Genomic DNA, 19,339 nt, shown 5'->3' with positions numbered 1-19,339 from the left:
CAAAGATGTCCCGCGTAAAATCTGGCGTCGTTACCCACGCCCGTCACCGCAAGGTAATTAAAGCTGCCAAGGGCTATTATGCCGCGCGCAGCACCAACTTCCGCACTGCTACGCAGGCGGTTGATAAAGCCAACCAATACGCCACACGCGACCGTAAGACCCGCAAGCGCAACTTCCGCGCGCTGTGGATCCAGCGGATCAACGCGGCTGTGCGTTTGTTTGATGCTGCCTTCACCTATTCCCGTTTCATCAATGGTTTGATGCTGTCAGGTATTGAAGTGGACCGCAAAGTGCTGGCCGATCTGGCCGTGCATGAGCCGGAGGCGTTCAACGCCATCGCAGCATCCGCGAAAGCCGCATTTGACAAGTCGGAAGCTGCAAAAGCAGCAGCCTGATTTGATCGAGGTTTGTGAAAGGCCCCGCAGTTTGCGGGGCTTTTTGCGTTTCAGCGTTTAATATGTTGGGCGATCCGCGCCGCAATTGCGCGGCTGCCCTTGGGTGAGGGGTGGATGCGGTCAAACTGATGGTAAGATGTGTCACCGTGCGGCACGAGGTCGGATAGGGCCATGAAATCCACGCCCTTATCCAGTGCCGCCATTGTCGCCAACCGCTTGTCCATTTCATTCCCAGCGGGGCCACAGGCCTTGATTGGGCTGGTAAAACCAGGATTGCGCAGATAGCCGACATAAAGCACCCGCGCGCCCGACGCGCGTAGCTTAGCGACAAAATCAGGGATCGCGCCGCGTTTGCCATCGTGGGAAACAAGCCGGTCAAGTTGGGTGGTTGACGTGCCGCAACCGCCGCCAAACAGCAGATCATTGCCGCCGCCATTCAGCACGACCCATTTCCAAGGGCCGGGGCGGTATTGCGCATCAAGCCGCAAGCCTGCCGCGCCTGAAATCGGTAAAATGTAGAAATAGCGCGCGGCGGGGACTGAACGGTCAATCACCTCTTCGCGCAAAATCGACTCTATCCCATCGGCGACGGTTTGGTTTTGGATGGAATTGGAAGCCATCATCGAATCCCCCAACAGCAAAACCCGCGCCCGCGTATCGGGGGTGACGGTTTCGCCGCAGGCCAGCAGCACAGAGAAAGAAGCAACGACGCAAATACGGTTGAACATAAAGGAATCCGAAGTGGTTAAATGAATGTGAACAGCAAGCTACACCAATCGGCGCAGAAACAAGGCGAGACTGGTGCTTTGGCAAGGCATTTGCATCTTTGGGCCAGTTTAGCGCCAGATGGATTAACGACTTGTCCATTCCGTCTGACTGGCCGCTTGCATTTCAGCACCCTGCCCGCTAGCACGAAATCGACCAATTCCCGGAGACAGACCATGACCGAGCTTGATGACCTGAAGGGCAAATACCTGACCGCCGTTGCGAGTGCCGGTGATGAGGCCGCGCTGGAAGAGGTACGTTTGGCGGCCCTGGGCAAAAAAGGCGAGATCAGCCTGAAAATGCGCGAATTGGGCAAAATGAGCGCGGAGGAGCGGAGCACATTCGGTGCCGCCCTGAACGCGCTGAAGGATGAGATTGACGCGGCCTTGCGCGCGAAAAAAGCCGCGATGGCCGATGCGGCGCTGGATGCGCGCTTGCAGTCGGAATGGCTGGATGTGACGCTGCCCGCGCGGCCACGGGCGGCGGGGACCATTCATCCCGTTTCCCAAGTGACCGAGGAATTGACCGCGATTTTTGCCGATATGGGATTTGCCGTGGCCGAGGGGCCGCAGGTGGAATCTGATTGGTATAACTTTGACGCGCTGAACATTCCGCCCGAACACCCTGCGCGGCAGGAGCATGACACGTTTTTCATGAACCGTGCGATCGGCGATGACCGCCCGCCGCATGTGCTGCGCACCCATACCAGCCCCGTGCAGATCCGCGCTATGATGGAGCAAGGCGCGCCCATTCGCATCATTTGCCCCGGCCGTGTGTACCGGATGGACATGGACCAAACCCATTCGCCGATGTTCCATCAGGTTGAAGGATTGGTGATTGGTAAAGACATCTCAATGGCCAATCTGAAATGGGTGCTGGAAGAGTTCTTTTCTGCGTTTTTCGGCAAGCCCGTGAAAACGCGGTTCCGCGCCAGCCATTTCCCGTTCACCGAGCCTTCAGCCGAGGTCGATATTCAGTGTTCGTGGATTGACGGGCAGTTGCGCATTGGTGAAGGCGATGGCTGGATGGAGGTTTTGGGGTCCGGCATGGTGCACCCCAAGGTGCTGACAGCGGCAGGGGTGGACCCGAACGAATGGCAAGGTTTTGCCTTTGGTATGGGGATCGACCGGATGGCGATGCTGAAATACGGCATCCCCGATTTGCGCGCGTTTTTCGAATCTGATCTGCGCTGGTTGCGACACTATGGGTTTTCGGCGCTGAACATGCCTGAATTGGCGGGTGGCGTAGCATGAGCTATAACACCTTTGGCCATATGTTTCGGGTAACGACCTGGGGCGAAAGTCATGGGATCGCGATTGGGGCGACGGTGGATGGCTGCCCGCCCGGTGTGGCGCTGACAGAGGCCGATATTCAGCCTTGGTTGGACAAGCGCAAACCGGGGCAGAACAAGTTCACCACGCAGCGGCAAGAGGCCGATCAGGTGCGCATTCTGTCGGGTGTCTATGAGGGGCGTACAACGGGCACGCCGATCCAGCTGATGATTGAAAACACCGATCAGCGGTCCAAGGATTACGGTGATATCGTGCAGAGTTTTCGGCCCGGCCATGCGGATATTACCTACCACCAGAAATACGGGCTGCGCGATCCGCGCGGCGGGGGCCGGTCATCGGCGCGCGAGACGGCATCGCGGGTCGCGGCGGGCAGTGTGGCCCGCGCAGCGCTGGCGCAGCTGGTGCCGGGGCTGTCGGTAACGGGTTATATGGTGCAGATGGGGCCGCACGGGATTGACCGCGCGCGGTTTGACTGGGATCAGATTGATCAGAATCCGTTCTGGGTGCCTGATGCACAGGCGGCAAGCGATTGGGCAGTTTATCTGGACGCTTTGCGCAAAGATCATAACTCGGTCGGTGCGGTGATTGAAGTTGTGGCGCGAGGCATGGTGCCCGGCCTTGGCGCACCGATTTATGCCAAGTTAGACACGGATTTGGCCGCAGCGATGATGTCGATCAATGCCGTCAAAGGCGTGGAGATTGGCGAAGGCATGGCGGCCGCGATGTTGACGGGCGTGGAAAATGCGGATGAGATTCGGATGGGTGCGACTGGCCCCGCGTTTTTGACCAACCATGCCGGTGGCATTTTGGGGGGGATTTCCACGGGCCAAGATGTTGTGGTGCGGTTTTCGGTTAAACCGACGTCTTCGATCCTGACACCGCGCCAAACGGTGACGGTCGCGGGCGATGAGGTGGATTTGATCACCAAAGGCCGCCATGACCCCTGCGTTGGCATCCGCGCCGTGCCAGTGGGTGAGGCGATGATGGCCTGTGTTTTGCTGGACCATGTACTGATGGACCGCGGCCAAACCGGCGGCGTGCGCGGGCAAATCGGGTAAATGGAAACGGTCATCGCCATCACCTTGCCGATTTTTCTGGTGGTGGGGCTGGGGTTTGCGGTGACGCGCGCGGGGCTGTTTTCGGCCCCCGATATGCGGATTTTTGGGCGTTTTGTGATTACGATTGCGTTGCCTGCGCTGCTGTTCAATGCGCTTTCCAAACGCGATGTGGCCGAGGTGTTTGACCCTGCATTTATGGGGCTTTATGCGCTGGCGTCATTGCTGGTGATGGCTGTGGGCTATGTTTGGTTTCACCGTATCCAAGGGCTGCCGATGGAGCGCGCGGGTATTTGCATCATGGGGTCGGCCTGTTCCAATTCCGGCTATATGGCCTTTCCCATTTTGCTGCTGGCCTATCCGGATTTGGCGCCCAAAGTGTTGGCGATGAGCCTGATGGTGGAAAATTTGTTGATGATTCCCGTGGCGCTGACGCTGATTGCGATGGGGCGCAGCGGTGCTGGGATGGGCGTGATGATTTGGGATATTGCACGCAACCTGATCCGCCGTCCGTTGATATTGGCGATGATTGCGGGGCTTGCGTGGTCGGTGTTGAAGCTGCCGATCCCCGAGGCGATGGACCGTGGGCTGACGATGATTTCGACGGCTGCGGTGGCGCTTGCGTTGTTTGTGGTTGGCGGGTCGCTGGCAGGAATTGCGCTGCGCGGGAATATGGCGCTGGCGGGGCAGATCGGATTTGGCAAGCTGGTGCTGCATCCAGCTTTGGGTGTTGCGGTTCTGGCCATGGCAGCGGCGCTGGGCGGGCCTGTGTTGGGTGCCGATTTGCAGGCGTGTTTTGTGATTGCCTGTGCGGTGCCGATGCTGGGGGTTTACCCGATTTTTGCGCAGGAGGTGGGGCTGGAGGGCTTGGCGTCGCTTGCTATGCTGGGGGCAACGGCGATGAGCTTTTTCAGCTTGAGTTTGGTTTTGGTGCTGTTGATGTGACAGGCCGCTCTGCTGAGCGACCCGTTTTGAGTATTTTTGCAAAGATGAAATTGGGGGTTAATAGCCCAATGCGCAGCCGTCTTTGCGAGGGTCGGAGGCACCTTCGAGAAGGCCGTCTGCGTGGAGTTTGATGGCTTGGGAGCCACCGAGCGGGACCACGGGGATTTTGACGTCATGGCCGCGCGCGGCAAGATCGGCGCGGATGGTGTCGGAATAGCCGCGTTCAACCTCCATCCCTTCGGCGCCTGAAAAGCAGCGCGGGGCGTCCATTGCGGATTGCGGGTCCATGCCGAAATCCTGGATGTTCGAGACAAAACGCGCGTGACCTGTGGGTTGGTACGACCCGCCCATCACGCCGAAAGGCATTGTGACGCGGCCCTTTTCGGCAATCATGCCGGGGATGATGGTGTGCATGGGGCGTTTACCGCCAGCAGCCTCGTTCGGGTGGCCTTGGTCCAGTGTGAAGCCCGCGCCGCGGTTTTGGAAGTTGATGCCGAATTTATCAGACGCGAGGCAGGCGCCAAAGCTGTGATAGACCGAGTAGATGAGGGAGACGGCCATGCGGTCTTTGTCGACCACGGTTATGTAGATTGTGTCTTTGTGGACCGATTCGGTGAGTGGGGCGGCGGCTGCCATCGCGCGTTTGGGGTTGATCAAGGCCGCGAGTTTTGCCGCCGTGGCATCGGACAGCATATGGTCGAGCCGTTTGGTTTGGTCCGGATCGGCGATAAAACGGTTGCGGGCGTCATAGGCGAGTTTTGTCGCCTCGGCCTCTATATGCGCGCGGTCGGCGCCGAAGGGGTCCATTGACTTTATGTCAAAATGGGCAAGGATTTTTAGCAGCAGAATGGCGGTGGCACCCTGCCCATTCGGCGGATGCTCATACAGGTCGACGCCTTTGTAGGGACCGGACACGGGGCTAACGTAATCGCATTTTGTGGCGGCGAAATCATCAAGCGTGTGGGTGCCGCCAAGGGCGTTAAGGGAGGCGACCATGTCTTGCGCAACCTCGCCTTCATAAAACCCTGCGCGACCTTGGGATGCGATGCGGCGCAGCACCTCGGCCTGCCCGGGCGCGCGGAAGCGCTGGCCAAGGGTGAGCGATTTGCCATCAAGTAGAAGGGTTTCGCGGGCGCGGCCTTGCAGCAGGTGTTCGGCCTCGGCCCAATCCTTGGCAACGCGGGGGGCAACGGGCACGCCTTCTTCTGCGTAATGGATCGCCGGGGCGAGGGTTTCGGCAAGGCCCATGCGGCCCCAATCGGCCGAAAGCTGGCAAAACGCATCGACAGCGCCGGGCATTGTTACCGCCTCGGGCGCATAAAGCGGCATGGCGGTCAGGCCACGGGCACGCAAGGCTGCGGCATCAAGGCCACGGGGGGCGCGGCCGGAACCGTTGAGGCCGTGGATATCTTGCGCCCCGGCAGGTTTGAACAGAACAAAACAATCGCCACCAAGACCAGTCATCTGCGGTTCGCAAAACCCGAGCAGCACCGCGCCCGCAATGGCGGCATCGACCGCGTTGCCGCCTGCCTTGAGGGTATCAATCGCGACCGCAGCGGCCAAAGGGTGGGAGGTGGCACACATGCCATTGGCGGCATAAACGGCCGAACGGCCCGGCATTTGAAAATCGCGCATTGGGGTCTCCACAATTGTTTTGCCCGACCCTAAAGGCAAATTTTGCAAAGCGTAATCCGTTATTTTGCACAGATTTTCGTTCTGTCTGCGCGCGGGCAATAGGGGGGTAGACGCCTCGATGTCACGTACTGGGTGGGGGCAATTAGCGTGACACCGAGGGAAGCTTTTATGCAGCTACAAGTACCATATGCGGGATAATAGGTGGCGAGTTTAGGGGGAAAGAGTGACCATTTGGTGTCATATCTGATTAGACTCCGCGAAATGGGCCCGTTTGGCGTGGATTGTCACCAATTAATGAACACTGTCAGGTTCTGCATCGGTAAGAAGAGTAAAGCTCAGGTGATTTGTGGTGTCTGTTCGTTGATATCGAAGGTCTTGAACCAAGGTTCGAATAAGAAACCACCCAAAGCCGCCTTCTGGGAGGCCGGCATCCACATCGATCACGGGCAAGATACCTTGTGGCAATTGTTCATGTGGAAAGGCCCGTCCCTGATCACAGACGGCTACGAATACCCCGTCCGATTTTGGCACAAGGCGTAGCTGTATTTCGCCTGTCGTTCTGGCATAGGCATGTTCGACAATATTATTCAGCACCTCGGCCAACACAATTTCTGCTGTGCCGCGTGCGCAGTCACCCAGGCCAAGCATCGCGGTGCTTGCCAGCACTGTATCCAGCGCGCTGCGGACAGCGACAGGGTCGCTTGCAATGGTCAGATGCATGGTCTGTCCTTCGCCGCCTTCAGGTGGGCCCATATCAACTTGCTTTGCGCAGGCCATCGGGCAGGGTGGGATGGATGGTAAAAACCGAATCCATCCGCGTCAGTCGGAAAACCTTGGCCACCGTTGGCGTTAGGCCCGACAGTTCCAGCTTGCGGTCTGCGCCCAGCAGTTTCATCACACCCACCACCGCGCCCAAACCCGAACTGTCCAGAAACTGCACTTGCGACAGGTCAAGCAATACACGGTCTGACGGGGTTTGCGTTACCTCGCGCATCCGCTCCTTGAACTGAATTGCACTGGCGGCATCGATCCGATTTTCGCATATGCTGATAACAAGTAGGGCGCCATGCGCCGTGGCAGTTAGGTCCATCTTCGAAAACTCCTTCAAATTCCGGCACATTCAGGGCTTGCAGGCTATGACCCAGTGGTTAGCATTCGGTAACCAAACGCGTGGCAAAGGGGCTAAAATGCAAAAAGTTGTTATTGTCGGGGCGGCGCGCACGGCGATGGGCGCGTTTCAAGGCGTATTTACAGGTGTTCCAGCAGCGAGCTTGGGCGGCACAGCGATTCGCGCAGCCTTGGGGGCGATTGACCCAGCGCTGGTCGAAGAGCTGTTGATGGGTTGCGTTTTGCCTGCGGGCCAGGGTCAGGCCCCCGCCCGTCAGGCTGGCTTTGCTGCGGGGCTTTCCGAAAACGTGTCTGCAACGACGTTGAACAAAATGTGCGGGTCGGGAATGAAAGCGGCGATGATTGCGCATGACCAAATCGCCCTTGGCCAGACCGATGTGATGGTCGCAGGTGGCATGGAAAGCATGACCGAAGCGCCGTACCTGTTGCCTAAAATGCGCGGTGGGGCGCGGTTGGGCCACGCCGCGGTGGTGGACCATATGTTTCTGGACGGGCTAGAGGATGCCTATGAAAAGGGCCGCCTGATGGGCACCTTTGCCGAGGATTGCGCGCAGGCGTTTCAATTCACCCGCGCCGATCAGGATGCCTATGCGCTGGCCTCGTTGACCCGCGCGCTGGATGCCCAAAGCGCAGGTGCAATGGTCGCAGAAATTGCGTCTGTAACCGTGACAAACCGCAAAGGCGATGTGACCGTCAGCGCCGATGAGCAACCAGCCCAGGCGCGGCCAGAAAAGATCCCTACCCTTAAACCCGCCTTTCGCAAGGACGGTACAGTGACGGCGGCCAATTCCTCGTCCATTTCCGATGGCGCTGCGGCTTTGGTGATGGCGTCTGAAACTGCCGCCCGCAGCCATGCCTTGCCAATCCGCGCCTATGTCATGGGTCACACCAGCCATGCCCATGCGCCTGCCGATTTCCCCACAGCCCCTGTCCCCGCCGCCCGCAAATTGCTGGACCGGCTGGGCTGGACCAAAGACGACGTGGACCTGTGGGAGGTGAACGAAGCCTTTGCCGTGGTGCCCATGGCCTTCATGCGCGAACTCGACATCCCGCATGATAAGGTGAACGTGAACGGCGGGGCCTGCGCCTTGGGCCACCCCATCGGCGCATCCGGCGCGCGTATCATCGTGACCCTTCTCCATGCCCTCGAATCCCGCAACCTTAAACGCGGCATTGCGGCCATCTGCATCGGCGGCGGCGAAGGCACGGCAATCGCCATCGAACGCCCTTAACCTGACCCTCCTTTTTCTGTTCACAAATATCCCACGGGGGTCTGGGGGTGTGAAACCCCCGGCGTCTGCCAGAAAGACAAACCATGCCCGATTACGCCACCCTTACCCAATCCCTCCACGCGCTGTGCCACGGTGAAAACGACGCCGTCGCCCTTATGGCCACCATCGCTTGTGAGCTGCACCATGCGCATGAACTGTCAGATTGGACCGGATTTTATCGTGTCACAGCGCCAGAACTTTTGAAAATTGGCCCCTATCAAGGCGGGCACGGCTGCCTCGTCATACCCTTTTCGCGCGGGGTTTGCGGGGCTGCGGCACGCACGGGGCAGGCGCAATTGGTTCCTGATGTAGATGCCTTTCCAGACCATATCGCCTGCGCGTCGTCCACGCGGTCGGAACTGGTGCTGCCTGTCTGGAACGGCGCGGGTAAACTCTTGGGCGTGCTGGATCTGGACAGCAACACGCCCGACGCCTTTACCGAAACGGATGTTTCCGAACTGACCCGCCTGTTAGGCGATTTGTTCCTTGATGCCGCCTAGCGTAGGGTGGGTGAAACCCACCACCCCTAAACCCGGAGACCAAATGTTAATCGCTCTGCATCACGTCCAGCTCGCCATGCCCGCAGGTGCCGAGGCGCAGGCAATTGCCTTTTATACAGATGTCCTTGGCATGACGCAGGTGCAAAAACCCCAAGCCTTGGCGGGGCGCGGCGGCGTGTGGTTTGAAGCAGGGTCTATCCGCCTGCATCTGGGCGTCGAAACCCCCTTCACTGCCGCGCGAAAAGCGCATCCTGCCTTTCAGGTGAAAAACCTTGATGCAGTGACAGAGCAGCTGAAATCCGCAGGGCTGGAGACCAAAACGGATCAGGACTTACCCAGCATCCGCCGCATTTATATCCATGACCCTTTTGGCAACCGGATAGAGCTCTTGGAACTCATGTCGGGTGGCTGAACCCGCCGCCCGCCATATCCGTCTGCTCGGCACGAAGGCATAGCCCCGCGGCGACAAAATCACCGCTTCACGCAATTCGTGGGCGGTTTTGTCGTTAGGTTTTGCTAGAACCATGCCCCCAACGGCCTCGGCCAGCGCACAAGCAGAATCCGGGTCGATTTCTTGCGAGCGAATCTCAATTCCTGCACCGCGCACGCCCGATTCGGGCAGCAAACTTTGCAGTGGATGGTTGGCAAATGTCCCATCAGAATGGATCTGGATCGCTTGGCCCTGATACAGGGCGATCGCAAAATCTCTGGATTGGCGGCGTGCCCGCATCCCGAACACGGCGACCAAGAACGCCACCTCGACCGCAACAGCGCGCACCAAAAGATTGATCGACACCCCCGTTAACGAATGACCAAATGTTGCGGCGGGGGTGGTTTCGTAGTCCATCTACGTCTCCTATTTTCTTGCTACGCGTGGCGGGCGCAATGGCTGAGTCAAACCACAACTTTTGATCTGTGATAGCAAGACACTGACTGTCTGGCCAAAACTGAGGATAAGGAAAGCGAGATAGCCCAGGTTCCCCATATTGCCGCACGGGCAGGTGCCTTGCGCGTGGCAGGGCACACGATTGTCTGACGCACCGGCTTGGGCTATGGGGTGGGGATGAGCGATTTCGTCTATATCCCCCCCACGACCCCCCTGTCGGTGATTTATGCCGACGATCAAATTGTGGTCGCGGATAAACCCTCTGGCCTGCTGTCGGTGCCGGGGCGGGGCGAGGACCGCAGCGATTGCCTGATCAACCGCCTGCGTCAGGTTTATCCCGATATTTTGCTGGTGCATCGGCTGGATCTGGACACATCCGGCGTGATGATCTTTGGCCGCACCAAACCGGCACAGGCGTTTTTGGGGCAGCAGTTTGAACAGCGGCTGACCAAGAAAATCTATCTGGCACGGGTGTGGGGTGAGGTGTTGGAGGATAGTGGGCGCGTGGACCTGCCTTTGATCGTCGATTGGCCAAACCGCCCGCGCCAGCATGTGAATTTTGAAACCGGAAAGCCGTCTGTCACCGATTGGCGGGTTTTAAAGCGGGGCGGCGGCGAGACGCGGATGAAGCTGACCCCGCTCACGGGCCGCAGCCATCAATTACGGGTTCATATGCTGGAGATTGGGCATGTGATTTTGGGCGACCCTTTATATGCCAGCGGGGCGGCGGTCGATTTTCCGCGTCTTATGCTGCATGCGGATAGTTTGAAAATCCGGCACCCCGAGAGTGGGGTCGCGATGAATTTTGCGGCCCCTTGCCCGTTTTAAGGGGGGTTGTACGCAGTGTGTTCGCGCGCGAACGTTTTTGTAAGAGTTTGATTTAGAAGGGTTTTGGAATTTTTGTTTACGTGATGTTAAGATTTTGTACGCAACAGATGTCGAGTTGGGTTTAGCAGACGAACGGCAAGTCTGAGCCCAAAATTACCGATGCTGCGCTATGGCCGAAAGGCTGCTATGCGCAGAATTCAGTCACGTAGTTACATAAACCGCTGGAAGACCTCTTTACCCTACTATCCAGCATTGTCTTGTGTAACGACATGCAAGAGCGCGTCGGAGGGAAGGTCGTTCTTGACATAAAAATCGAACAAGCCTTCCTCGCTCGGCCATCCATTTTGCAAGGCATAAGCCGCGACCACTGCACATGTCGCAGTATGTATTTGGTTGGTAGCCGAAAGAGGTGCGGCGACTTCAATCATCCGCGGACGACCAATTGATTGAAGTTTTGTCAAAAGATCATGATCGGTGAGATGCATCGAGGCGACCTCGCCACCCCATGCAGCAAGAAGCGGTTTAACGCCAGTGTCGTCCATGGGTAGGCGAGAGGACACCATCCAAAACATATTCGGCCTGATGCCCAGTTGAGTTTTGAAGGCGCTTTGATCCAAGATGGTTCCGACTTCATCAATCGTCAGCAAGTCCGCTGACACAAGAGCGGCGAGACGCGCTTCAAGAAACGATGGAGTAGATAGGCGAATACCCCCTGTACGCATGATTTCTAATTCAGCGTCAGTCATCCTAGTGTAGTGAAAGCCTCTGATAACTCTGCTCTCCATTAAAGGATCAAGGCGCTCCCGGAATGCTTGGAAAGGATTCCAGTGGGGATTGTCTGGTCGGAAAAGTGGTCGGCCTGGACCGTTATAGTTATCGTAGGTTTGAAATATCTCGCGATCTCGGTTCAGGTAATCTCGGATCAATGTGTGGTTGTCTCGAAGTGCGACCAACAGTTCATCGTCGAATGTCCTTGGATCCGATGTATCAAGCATTCCGCGAGGATCCTTCATTCAATTTCTGAGTACAAATACCATTTGCGTTCATTGCGCCAACGAGAAGGTATTATTTCAATCGGCTTGCACTGAATACTCGCCAATGTCTCCTTCAGGTAGCGAGCGGTCAACAGGAATTTGGAAGCGAGCGTCCGAAAGGTCCGCATAGCGGTCATCTGACATATACACGCCTTGCGCGGTGCGCATATGCCAAGCCGACCATCCCCCCCTTACCCCTGCAACCACCCGCGCCGCCGGTCGCTTGATGTGACCGTTATGATCGACGGGAACCCGAACCAGAGTGCTATTGCTTGCAGGATGCACAGCGCGCCGAGGATTTGGGCCCAGAACCACATGCGGTTGCCTTGTTGGGTCATCGTGTCACTGCGCATTTCGCCGGTTTTGGGATTGTAGCGGCCAGAGACGATGTCGCCCGCCTTGTGTGGCATGGGCGAGGAATAGGGGCCTCCGCCGTATTCGGGGCCATATTCGGGGCGGGGTTTGGATTTGGTTTGCAAGGCATAGACGGGGCGGTAGGCGGTTTTTCCGTGATCTATAGCCTGTGCCTCGACTCGCAGCACGATCAGGGTGGCGGGGTCTGAATTGGCGATAAAGCGTTTGTCGGCAGTGGCAAAGAAATGGCCGATCACAAGGAACAGGGTTCCAAACAGGATGAGGGTTAGGGATTTTTTGATCATGACACTTCCAGCCAGTTAGAGACAGAGCAGGGCAAAGGCCGGATGGCCCGCGCGCCTGACGCTGTGTCTAGGTTGGAATTATGGCAATTTGGGTTCGGCAATGGGCCGCTGGGGTGGCCTTACCGTTCGCGTATCTTTTGGCGCACCCGCGCCCAGCCCCCCGGACTGACCACGAAGGACAAAAAGAACCCGCTGAAAAAGCCCGAAAGTTCGGCCACCCAATCCCAGCCGCCGCCGAAGAGTAGGCCGAACAGCAGTTGGATGCCCATCAGCATGCCGATTAGGGAAAAGGCACGGTATTGGCTGCTGCCGGTGCCGGTCAGGTTGGTCCAAAGCAGGAAGGTGAACGCGCCGATTAACCCGTAAACGGGGGCGTATCCGCCGATCAGGGGGGTATGGATGAACGGCAGGGCGGTATAGGCCAAGGCACCGGCAAGGGCCGCGCCGAAAAACACCACCAATACGGCCCATGCGCGAAACACCTCGCCCACCATTTTGCCAAGGGCGAGCAGGAACACCACGACAAACAAGGCGTGGGTAAAGTTGAGGTGGATCAGGGGATAGCTGACAAGGCGCAGCATATGTTCGGCGGGGTAGGTGCCACGTGCGATAAGGTCGCGCATCAGGTCGGGCGAAAAGGCGAAACGCTGCACCGCATCGGCACGCCAGCCAATGCCTGTGGCCCCGCCAATCACCCCAGTCGCGGCAAGATTGACGATCAGTTCCATTGCGATGATCGGCAGGGCCAGCGGCCAAATGACAGGCGGCAGCGGGTTGAGCGGGGCGGCGTTGTGATCTGTTTGCATAGGGCCTTTCACGGGGGCAATGATTGACGCCCCTTTGCGCCAAGGGTAAGCGAGATGGAACGCAGTTTCCAGATGGAGTATTCCCTATGGCCGAGCCGGTCCAAACGCCTCATGCCTTTCCGACACGCATCTTTTCAGGCATTCAGCCCTCGGGCGGGTTGACGCTGGGCAATTACCTTGGCGCGCTGAAACGCTTTGTGGAAAAGCAGGATGAGGGGATCGAGACGGTTTACTGTTTGGTCGATATGCACGCGATCACGGTGTGGCAAGACCCCGTGCGCCTGCGCCAGCAGACCCGAGAGGCGGCGGCGGGGTTTATTGCGGCGGGGATTGATCCTGCGCGGTCGATCCTGTTCAACCAGTCTCAGGTCCATGCCCATGCCGAATTGGCGTGGATTTTCAACTGCGTGGCGCGGATGGGCTGGATGAGCCGGATGACGCAGTTCAAGGACAAGGCGGGCAAGAATTCAGAAAATGTATCGTTGGGGCTGTTTGCCTATCCTGCGCTGATGGCGGCGGATATTTTGGCCTATAAGGCCACGCATGTGCCGGTGGGCGAGGATCAAAAGCAGCATCTGGAGTTGTGCCGCGATATTGCGGCCAAGTTCAACAATGACTTTGGGGTGAATTTCTTTCCCATTACCGAGCCGGTGATTGAGGGTGCGGGCACGCGGGTGATGAGCCTGCGGGATGGGACGAAAAAGATGTCGAAATCGGACCCGTCGGACCAAAGCCGCATCAATTTGACCGATGACGCCGATATGATTGCGAAAAAGATCAAAAAGGCCAAGACCGATGCCGAGCCATTGCCAAGCGAGTTGGACGGGTTGGCGGACCGGCCCGAAGCACGCAATTTGGTGAACATCTATGCGGCGCTGGCAGGGATGACGCCAGCCGAGGTGGTACGGGAACACGCCGGATCACAGTTCGGCAGCTTTAAACCCGCGCTGGCCGATTTGGCCGTGTCGGTTATGTCGCCGATCACCACGGAAATGAACCGCTTGATGCAGGATGTGACCGAGATTGACCGGATTTTGGGCGCAGGGGCCGAGCGTGCCGATGCAATTGCCCGCCCGATTGTGAATGATGTTTATGACATCGTGGGAATGATCCGGTCACGCTGATCCGTTAAAAAAACCGGTACGCTTTTGGGGGGCCTGTTACCAAGGGAACAGCGACTCTGCCTGCCGCTTGTCATAACGGGGGTGCGGCAAATTATGGGTCGTGTCGGTTTGGTCCCCCCTGCGGTAAGCAGGTCAAACCGGCAGTAATCACGCCTCCGGATCTGTCCTTGGGTCCGGAGGTTTTTAATTCAGAATTGCTGTGCCCGATGTGTTGGGCGGGATGTCTGGATTTGTACGGCATTCCTTTGGTTGGTCTGGTTTCCTGATTGGTGTGGCGACTGTTGGAATGTTGGGCGCGATCAAATTTATTGTCCCCAAAAACCCGGCCTATCCAGCCGGTTTGATCGGCCCGATGAGCGCCCTTTCCCCCTGTTCCCGGGAAAGGGCGTTTTTTTTCGCACTGGTGCTGTGCGGGCGTGGGGGTTTGGGGATTTGGCGACATAGCATAGGTTTGGCGCACCGAAGTTCAGGAGTGTGACCATGACCCTGCCCGCCACGACGACCATTGGCCATGTGCATCTAAAGGTGGCCGACCTTGACCGCGCATTGACGTTTTACCGCGATGTGCTGGGGTTCGAGGTGCAGCAGCGATACGGCGACCAAGCGGTTTTTCTTGGGGCTGGCGGCTATCATCATCATATCGCGCTGAACACTTGGGAAAGCCTTGGCGGTACGCCTGCGCCCGGCGGGCATACGGGGCTGTACCATACGGCGATTTTGTTGCCGGACCGTGCCAGCCTTGCCGCTGCGGTAAAGCGGGTGTTGGCGGCGGGGGTTGTGCTGGAAGGTGCGGCCGATCATGGCGTGTCCGAAGCGGTGTATCTGCGCGACCCTGATGGCAATGGCGTAGAACTGTACCGCGACCGTCCGCGTGCCGACTGGCCACGCGATGCGGCGGGGGCCTTGCGGATGGGCAATGCGCGGTTGGATCTGGCGGCGCTGTTGGCCGAGGCGTAGCGCGGCTTTACATGGGGTGAAAACGGGCCTAGAGCCATCAACTTTCGTAGTGACAGGGGGCCGAGGATGGCGCAGACCGTGCAAGTGTGTGGCATCGACTTTGGCACATCGAACTCAACCGTCTCGGTTCTGGAAAATGGCGCCTCGCGGTTGATCCCGTTGGAAGGGTCTGCGCCGACCATTCCGTCGGCGGTGTTTTGGGACAGTGATGGCGCGCCCCCCGAATTTGGCCGTGCCGCGATTGCCGCCTATACCGAAGGCTGGGACGGGCGGTTGATGCGGGGGCTGAAATCGACGCTTGGGTCAAGCCTGATCCATGAGAAAACCCGTGTGGGCAGCCGCACCTTGGCGTTTACTGATATTGTCAGCGCCTTTTTCGGCCATCTGCGTGACAGGCTGGATGCGGTGCAACCGGGCATTCGCCATGCGGTTTTGGGGCGGCCCGTGCATTTTGTCGATGATGACGCGGAAGGTGATGATGCTGCCCAAGACGTGCTGCACGCGATTGCGCGCGACAACGGGTTTGAGCATGTCGCCTTTCAGTTTGAACCGATCGCCGCAGCGCTTCACTATGAATCGAGCGTCGAGGCCGAGGAGTTGGTGCTGATCGTCGATATTGGCGGCGGTACGTCCGACTTTTCCATTTTGCGCGTGTCACCTGCGGGGCGGGTGGCGCGCAACCGTGACGGGGATATTCTGGCAAGCCACGGTATTCGCGTGGGCGGCACCGATTTTGACCGCCTGTTGTCATTGGCCCAAGTGATGCCCGCGCTGGGGTTGGGATCGTTGATCAACAAGGGCAAGAACCCGATGCCCTTGCATTACTACCATGACCTTGCGACTTGGCACCGGATTAACACGCTCTATGCGGGGCGCGCGCTGGGGGATGTAAAGCAGATCCGGTTTGACGCGGACGCGCCAGAGGTGTTGGACCGTCTGATCCGCGTGTTGGAGGAACGGTCGGGCCATTCCATCGCGATGGCGGTTGAGGTGGCCAAGATCGAGCTGTCCGAAACGTTGGCCACGCCGATCTGGCTGACCGAGTTTATCGGGCTGGACACGGGGGCCACGCGCGGGATGTTTGAGGTGGTGGTGCAAAAACCTGTGGCGCGGATTGCCGAGGCGATTGGCGTGGTATTGGCACAGGCGGGGGTGAATGCGGACCAGATTGGCACCGTGTTCATGACAGGCGGGTCATCCAGCCTGCCCGTGGTTCAAGCGGCGGTGCGGGCCTGTTTGCCGGCTGTGCGGATGGCTGCGGGCGATTTGCTGGGCAGCGTTGGCACCGGGCTTGCACTGGATGCGGCGCGGCGGTTTGGCTGAGACCGGAGCCTTCGGCGAGGATATTTGTAAACAGAAAAAGGGCTCGTATTGGAGGGACGCGCGGCAGGGTGCGTCTAAACCGCCTTAACCCTTTTTCATGCCGCGTTTGGTAAGGCGTTTGGAATTGGAGCGGGTGGCGTTGCGCATCGGCGCAATTGCGGCGGCGGCAATTTCATCGGGCGAGCCGCCGCGCAGTGTGACATTGCCCGCATCGGTGGTGGCCTTGACCATCGCTTCCAGCTTTTCGCTGACCATGCGGTTGTTTTCGCCGGGGCCGACCGACCACAGGCCCGCCATGCCCATGACGCGCATGTTGATGACGCTGTGCGCCTCGACCATCATCATGCTCATCTCGACAGCGTTTTCCCAGTAATTCGCAAGATTTGGCAGTTTGGTCATGGCGCATTCCCCTAAAAGTTAAGGGCATCCTACACCATGCTGCAGTGCAGCAAAGGGGAAACTTTGGTAAATATGCGCATTTTTGAAGGTATCTGCCGTTTGGTGGTAATTATGGTGCGTTTGGGGGGCTGTTGTGGGGGCTGGACCACGGGCGGGCGGGGTGTTTAAGGTTCGGAAACTGATTTGAAAGGCAAGAGCATGGCATTTGGCACCAATATCCGCACGTATTTTGAAGGTAAGTGGCATGAGGGCGATGTGCCTGTGATGCGCGCGTCGGATCATGGGATCTGGCAGGGATCATCAATCTTTGACGGGGCGCGGCAGTTTGACGGGGTGGCGCCGGATTTGGCGAAGCATTGCGCGCGGGCCAATGCATCTGCCGAGGCGTTGATGATTACGCCCACGATTGTGGCGGATGAGATGGTGGCGATCGCCCGCGAGGGGTTGCGGGCCTATGGCGCGGGGCAAGCGGTCTATGTGCGGCCGATGTATTGGGCACTGGACGGGTCTGACATTGGGGTTGCCCCCAAAATGGGATCAACCGGATTTGCCATGGCGTTGGAGGAGGTGGCGATGCCCGACCCAGAGGCGGCGACCACCCTGACACGCACGCGGTTTCGCCGGCCGGTGTTGGAGGACAACGTGTGTAATGCCAAGGCGGGGTGTTTGTATCCGAATAACGCGCGGATGCTGGTTGAGGCGAAATCCAAGGGGTTTGGCAACGCGCTGGTGGCGGATGCGATGGGCAATGTGGCCGAAACCGCGACAGCCAATGTGTTTATGGTGCGTGACGGCGTGGCCTTTACCCCCATTGCCAACGGGACGTTCCTGTCTGGCATCACCCGCGCGCGCCATATCGCCAATATGCGGGCTGACGGGATTGAGGTGGTGGAAAGCGTGCTGACCTTTGACGATTTCCATGCGGCAGATGAGGTGTTTTTGTCGGGCAACTTTGCCAAGGTGACGCCGGTTAAGGCGTTTGACGATACGCAATACCAAATTGGCCCCGTGACACGCAGGGTGCGGCAGATGTATTGGGATTGGGCACATAGCGCGGGCGCGTGAAGGCTAGAGCAAAAAATGTTTCAAAACGACCGGGCGGTTTTCAGGTTTCACACGCGCTTCGGCTTTCCGGTCGAGATACGGCAATCCATCGTTATGTTGGCGATGTTCTACCTGCTGTTTTCGGCGCGGTCGGTGCAGGGTGCGATTGACGCGCTGCTCATGGTCGCGCTGCTCATTACGGCGATTTTCCTGCATGAAATGGGGCATGCCTGGGGCAGCTGGGTTCAAGGCATCAAAGTGCGCCGCGTGGTGATCTTTGGCGGCGGCGGGTTTTGTGAACATCGGCCCAGCACCTACCGGCAGGACGAATTGATCGTGGCGATGGGGCCGATTGTGAACCTTGCGCTGTGGGCTTTGGCGTCGATGCTGGCGAATTGGGGGTTCTCGGTTCTGGATGATACGGCGGCGGCGTGGCAGCTGGAACTGGCCTATTGGACGCATATGTTCGGCTTTCTGAACCTTGCGCTGTTTTTCTTTAATATGGTGCCGGTGCATCCTTTGGATGGGGGCAAGTTGTTTCACATTCTGCTGCGCCGTTTGATGCCGCCGATGGCTGCGATGCGGATTGCGGGGGCTGTGGGCGTTGTGTTTTCGGTGCTGTGGTGGCCAGCACTGTTGTATTTGTTCATCACGACGGGGTGGATTTTATTCTTTTTTCCATCGTTCAAGCAGCATTTGGCGATGATGCGGGGCGAACGGGTGGCGTGATGCCCCCAAGCGTAGGGCACCAGTAAGGCTTGCCAGCGGGGGGGCAGATAAGCCATGATCGCCTCGCAAACGCGGGGGATAGAATGCGCAAGTTTATGGTGGTGCTGGATGACAGCCGCGAATGTCTGAACGCGATGCGCTTTGCCGCGTTACGGGCGGCGCATACGGGCGCAGGGGTGCAGATTTTGTCGGTCATCCCGCCCGAGGAGTTTCAGCATTGGATGGGCGTCGCCGACCTGATGCGGGCCGAGGCACGTGAACGGATCGAGGCGCATTTTGAAGTGTTCGCCAAGTGGATGCGCGATAAGCAAGGGGTGAACCCCGAGCTGGTGATCCGTGAAGGCGACCCTGTGACCGAGATTTTGGCGCAGGTGCGCGATGATCCGGAAATCGGGATTTTGGTGTTGGGCGCAGGCGATGATAAATCCGGCCCCGGTCCGTTGGTGACACAACTGAGCCGCAATTCGGGCGGTTTGCCGGTGCCGATTACGATTGTGCCTGGCGATATGTCCAAGGAACGGTTGGAAAAGATTACCTGATCTGGGTGCAGGGGTGGTGGGTTTC

The 19,339-nt window shown here is 58.4% G+C and carries 23 protein-coding genes; 14 read left to right on the top strand and 9 right to left on the bottom strand.

What is annotated here, in order from left to right:
- The first annotated feature begins 5 nt into the window (after positions 1-5).
- Positions 6-395, top strand: a complete 390-nt coding sequence (rplT, locus tag G560_RS18655) for a 50S ribosomal protein L20 (protein ID WP_022703332.1) — start codon at positions 6-8, stop codon at positions 393-395.
- Between the two features lie 50 nt (positions 396-445).
- Here the strand turns inward: rplT and G560_RS0105605 are convergent, their stop codons facing one another.
- Positions 446-1,123, bottom strand: a complete 678-nt coding sequence (locus G560_RS0105605; RefSeq protein WP_022703331.1) for an SGNH/GDSL hydrolase family protein — start codon at positions 1,121-1,123, stop codon at positions 446-448.
- Positions 1,124-1,336: 213 nt separating this feature from the next.
- Between G560_RS0105605 and pheS the strand changes: the two genes are divergently transcribed.
- From pheS to G560_RS0105590, 3 genes are read left to right on the top strand one after another with little or no spacing between them, the layout of a single operon-like run.
- Positions 1,337-2,413: a phenylalanine--tRNA ligase subunit alpha gene (gene pheS, locus G560_RS0105600; RefSeq protein WP_022703330.1), complete on the top strand. Its 1,077-nt coding sequence runs from the start codon at positions 1,337-1,339 to the stop codon at positions 2,411-2,413.
- Entirely contained in the window at positions 2,410-3,510 is a 1,101-nt protein-coding gene (gene aroC, locus G560_RS0105595) for a chorismate synthase (RefSeq protein WP_022703329.1), read from the top strand. The genes pheS and aroC overlap by 4 nt, the downstream gene beginning before the upstream one ends.
- Positions 3,511-4,452, top strand: coding sequence for an AEC family transporter (locus G560_RS0105590; protein ID WP_022703328.1), 942 nt, complete (start codon positions 3,511-3,513; stop codon positions 4,450-4,452).
- Between the two features lie 57 nt (positions 4,453-4,509).
- Here the strand turns inward: G560_RS0105590 and G560_RS0105585 are convergent, their stop codons facing one another.
- From G560_RS0105585 to G560_RS0105575, 3 genes are all read right to left on the bottom strand, one after another.
- Entirely contained in the window at positions 4,510-6,087 is a 1,578-nt protein-coding gene (locus tag G560_RS0105585) for a gamma-glutamyltransferase family protein (RefSeq protein WP_028913766.1), read from the bottom strand.
- Between the two features lie 291 nt (positions 6,088-6,378).
- Positions 6,379-6,807, bottom strand: a complete 429-nt coding sequence (locus tag G560_RS0105580; protein WP_197082870.1) for an ATP-binding protein — start codon at positions 6,805-6,807, stop codon at positions 6,379-6,381.
- 34 nt (positions 6,808-6,841) lie between these two features.
- A complete protein-coding gene (locus G560_RS0105575) occupies positions 6,842-7,177 on the bottom strand; it encodes an STAS domain-containing protein (RefSeq protein ID WP_028913764.1) in 336 nt (111 codons plus the stop codon).
- 97 nt (positions 7,178-7,274) lie between these two features.
- On the opposite strand from G560_RS0105575, the gene G560_RS0105570 reads away from it, so the two are divergent.
- From G560_RS0105570 to G560_RS20570, 3 genes are all read left to right on the top strand, one after another.
- Positions 7,275-8,447, top strand: a complete 1,173-nt coding sequence (locus G560_RS0105570; protein WP_022703324.1) for a thiolase family protein — start codon at positions 7,275-7,277, stop codon at positions 8,445-8,447.
- An 83-nt stretch (positions 8,448-8,530) separates the two neighbouring features.
- Positions 8,531-8,986 carry a GAF domain-containing protein gene (locus G560_RS0105565; protein ID WP_022703323.1) on the top strand — a complete coding sequence of 152 codons (456 nt, stop codon included), beginning with the start codon at positions 8,531-8,533 and terminating at the stop codon, positions 8,984-8,986.
- Between the two features lie 43 nt (positions 8,987-9,029).
- Positions 9,030-9,398, top strand: coding sequence for a VOC family protein (locus G560_RS20570; RefSeq protein ID WP_081647608.1), 369 nt, complete (start codon positions 9,030-9,032; stop codon positions 9,396-9,398).
- Here G560_RS20570 and G560_RS18650 read toward each other — a convergent pair.
- Positions 9,318-9,833 (bottom strand): hypothetical protein, encoded by a 516-nt coding sequence (locus G560_RS18650; RefSeq protein WP_022703321.1) that lies wholly within the window; start codon positions 9,831-9,833, stop codon positions 9,318-9,320. The two genes, G560_RS20570 and G560_RS18650, sit on opposite strands and share 81 nt — an antisense overlap.
- 216 nt (positions 9,834-10,049) lie before the next feature.
- Here G560_RS18650 and G560_RS0105550 point away from each other — a divergent pair, with 216 nt between their 5' ends.
- Positions 10,050-10,700, top strand: a complete 651-nt coding sequence (locus tag G560_RS0105550) for a pseudouridine synthase (RefSeq protein ID WP_022703320.1) — start codon at positions 10,050-10,052, stop codon at positions 10,698-10,700.
- A 242-nt stretch (positions 10,701-10,942) separates the two neighbouring features.
- On the opposite strand, the gene G560_RS0105545 is transcribed toward G560_RS0105550, so the two are convergent.
- The 3 genes from G560_RS0105545 to G560_RS0105530 form a co-directional block, all read right to left on the bottom strand.
- Positions 10,943-11,695, bottom strand: coding sequence for a hypothetical protein (locus G560_RS0105545; RefSeq protein WP_155947163.1), 753 nt, complete (start codon positions 11,693-11,695; stop codon positions 10,943-10,945).
- Positions 11,696-11,925: 230 nt separating this feature from the next.
- Positions 11,926-12,393: a DUF3592 domain-containing protein gene (locus tag G560_RS0105535; RefSeq protein WP_022703317.1), complete on the bottom strand. Its 468-nt coding sequence runs from the start codon at positions 12,391-12,393 to the stop codon at positions 11,926-11,928.
- A gap of 119 nt (positions 12,394-12,512) precedes the next feature.
- On the bottom strand, positions 12,513-13,199 hold the full coding sequence (locus tag G560_RS0105530) for a rhomboid family intramembrane serine protease (RefSeq protein WP_022703316.1): 687 nt from the start codon (positions 13,197-13,199) through the stop codon (positions 12,513-12,515).
- 86 nt (positions 13,200-13,285) lie between these two features.
- Between G560_RS0105530 and trpS the strand changes: the two genes are divergently transcribed.
- The 3 genes from trpS (at position 13,286) to G560_RS0105510 (ending at position 16,603) form a co-directional block, all read left to right on the top strand.
- Positions 13,286-14,323, top strand: a complete 1,038-nt coding sequence (gene trpS, locus G560_RS0105525; RefSeq protein WP_022703315.1) for a tryptophan--tRNA ligase — start codon at positions 13,286-13,288, stop codon at positions 14,321-14,323.
- Between the two features lie 480 nt (positions 14,324-14,803).
- Positions 14,804-15,280, top strand: a complete 477-nt coding sequence (locus G560_RS0105515; RefSeq protein WP_022703313.1) for a VOC family protein — start codon at positions 14,804-14,806, stop codon at positions 15,278-15,280.
- A gap of 66 nt (positions 15,281-15,346) precedes the next feature.
- Complete coding sequence (locus G560_RS0105510; RefSeq protein ID WP_022703312.1) at positions 15,347-16,603, top strand: Hsp70 family protein; 1,257 nt, start codon at positions 15,347-15,349, stop codon at positions 16,601-16,603.
- Between the two features lie 84 nt (positions 16,604-16,687).
- On the opposite strand, the gene G560_RS0105505 is transcribed toward G560_RS0105510, so the two are convergent.
- Entirely contained in the window at positions 16,688-17,002 is a 315-nt protein-coding gene (locus G560_RS0105505) for a hypothetical protein (RefSeq protein WP_022703311.1), read from the bottom strand.
- A gap of 198 nt (positions 17,003-17,200) precedes the next feature.
- Here G560_RS0105505 and G560_RS0105495 point away from each other — a divergent pair, with 198 nt between their 5' ends.
- The 3 genes from G560_RS0105495 to G560_RS0105485 all read left to right on the top strand — a co-directional run bounded on the left by G560_RS0105495 (position 17,201) and on the right by G560_RS0105485 (position 19,314).
- A complete protein-coding gene (locus G560_RS0105495) occupies positions 17,201-18,067 on the top strand; it encodes a branched-chain amino acid aminotransferase (RefSeq protein WP_022703309.1) in 867 nt (288 codons plus the stop codon).
- Positions 18,068-18,082: 15 nt separating this feature from the next.
- A complete protein-coding gene (locus G560_RS0105490; RefSeq protein ID WP_022703308.1) occupies positions 18,083-18,775 on the top strand; it encodes a site-2 protease family protein in 693 nt (230 codons plus the stop codon).
- Between the two features lie 83 nt (positions 18,776-18,858).
- A complete protein-coding gene (locus G560_RS0105485) occupies positions 18,859-19,314 on the top strand; it encodes a universal stress protein (protein WP_022703307.1) in 456 nt (151 codons plus the stop codon).
- Positions 19,315-19,339 lie beyond the last annotated feature (25 nt).

Origin of the sequence: Pseudorhodobacter ferrugineus DSM 5888, from assembly GCF_000420745.1 — a bacterium.
GTDB lineage: Bacteria > Pseudomonadota > Alphaproteobacteria > Rhodobacterales > Rhodobacteraceae > Pseudorhodobacter > Pseudorhodobacter ferrugineus.
This window is presented reverse-complemented; position numbering and strand designations above follow the sequence as displayed.

What these genes read in the sequence shown, in the direction of transcription:
- rplT (WP_022703332.1), top strand. Translation starts at nt 6, where the DNA reads ATGTCCCGCGTAAAATCTGGCGTCGTTACCCACGCCCGTCACCGCAAG.
- G560_RS0105605 (WP_022703331.1), bottom strand. Translation starts at nt 1,123, where the DNA reads ATGTTCAACCGTATTTGCGTCGTTGCTTCTTTCTCTGTGCTGCTGGCC.
- pheS (WP_022703330.1), top strand. Translation starts at nt 1,337, where the DNA reads ATGACCGAGCTTGATGACCTGAAGGGCAAATACCTGACCGCCGTTGCG.
- aroC (WP_022703329.1), top strand. Translation starts at nt 2,410, where the DNA reads ATGAGCTATAACACCTTTGGCCATATGTTTCGGGTAACGACCTGGGGC.
- G560_RS0105590 (WP_022703328.1), top strand. Translation starts at nt 3,511, where the DNA reads ATGGAAACGGTCATCGCCATCACCTTGCCGATTTTTCTGGTGGTGGGG.
- G560_RS0105585 (WP_028913766.1), bottom strand. Translation starts at nt 6,087, where the DNA reads ATGCGCGATTTTCAAATGCCGGGCCGTTCGGCCGTTTATGCCGCCAAT.
- G560_RS0105580 (WP_197082870.1), bottom strand. Translation starts at nt 6,807, where the DNA reads ATGCATCTGACCATTGCAAGCGACCCTGTCGCTGTCCGCAGCGCGCTG.
- G560_RS0105575 (WP_028913764.1), bottom strand. Translation starts at nt 7,177, where the DNA reads ATGGACCTAACTGCCACGGCGCATGGCGCCCTACTTGTTATCAGCATA.
- G560_RS0105570 (WP_022703324.1), top strand. Translation starts at nt 7,275, where the DNA reads ATGCAAAAAGTTGTTATTGTCGGGGCGGCGCGCACGGCGATGGGCGCG.
- G560_RS0105565 (WP_022703323.1), top strand. Translation starts at nt 8,531, where the DNA reads ATGCCCGATTACGCCACCCTTACCCAATCCCTCCACGCGCTGTGCCAC.
- G560_RS20570 (WP_081647608.1), top strand. Translation starts at nt 9,030, where the DNA reads ATGTTAATCGCTCTGCATCACGTCCAGCTCGCCATGCCCGCAGGTGCC.
- G560_RS18650 (WP_022703321.1), bottom strand. Translation starts at nt 9,833, where the DNA reads ATGGACTACGAAACCACCCCCGCCGCAACATTTGGTCATTCGTTAACG.
- G560_RS0105550 (WP_022703320.1), top strand. Translation starts at nt 10,050, where the DNA reads ATGAGCGATTTCGTCTATATCCCCCCCACGACCCCCCTGTCGGTGATT.
- G560_RS0105545 (WP_155947163.1), bottom strand. Translation starts at nt 11,695, where the DNA reads ATGCTTGATACATCGGATCCAAGGACATTCGACGATGAACTGTTGGTC.
- G560_RS0105535 (WP_022703317.1), bottom strand. Translation starts at nt 12,393, where the DNA reads ATGATCAAAAAATCCCTAACCCTCATCCTGTTTGGAACCCTGTTCCTT.
- G560_RS0105530 (WP_022703316.1), bottom strand. Translation starts at nt 13,199, where the DNA reads ATGCAAACAGATCACAACGCCGCCCCGCTCAACCCGCTGCCGCCTGTC.
- trpS (WP_022703315.1), top strand. Translation starts at nt 13,286, where the DNA reads ATGGCCGAGCCGGTCCAAACGCCTCATGCCTTTCCGACACGCATCTTT.
- G560_RS0105515 (WP_022703313.1), top strand. Translation starts at nt 14,804, where the DNA reads ATGACCCTGCCCGCCACGACGACCATTGGCCATGTGCATCTAAAGGTG.
- G560_RS0105510 (WP_022703312.1), top strand. Translation starts at nt 15,347, where the DNA reads ATGGCGCAGACCGTGCAAGTGTGTGGCATCGACTTTGGCACATCGAAC.
- G560_RS0105505 (WP_022703311.1), bottom strand. Translation starts at nt 17,002, where the DNA reads ATGACCAAACTGCCAAATCTTGCGAATTACTGGGAAAACGCTGTCGAG.
- G560_RS0105495 (WP_022703309.1), top strand. Translation starts at nt 17,201, where the DNA reads ATGGCATTTGGCACCAATATCCGCACGTATTTTGAAGGTAAGTGGCAT.
- G560_RS0105490 (WP_022703308.1), top strand. Translation starts at nt 18,083, where the DNA reads ATGTTTCAAAACGACCGGGCGGTTTTCAGGTTTCACACGCGCTTCGGC.
- G560_RS0105485 (WP_022703307.1), top strand. Translation starts at nt 18,859, where the DNA reads ATGCGCAAGTTTATGGTGGTGCTGGATGACAGCCGCGAATGTCTGAAC.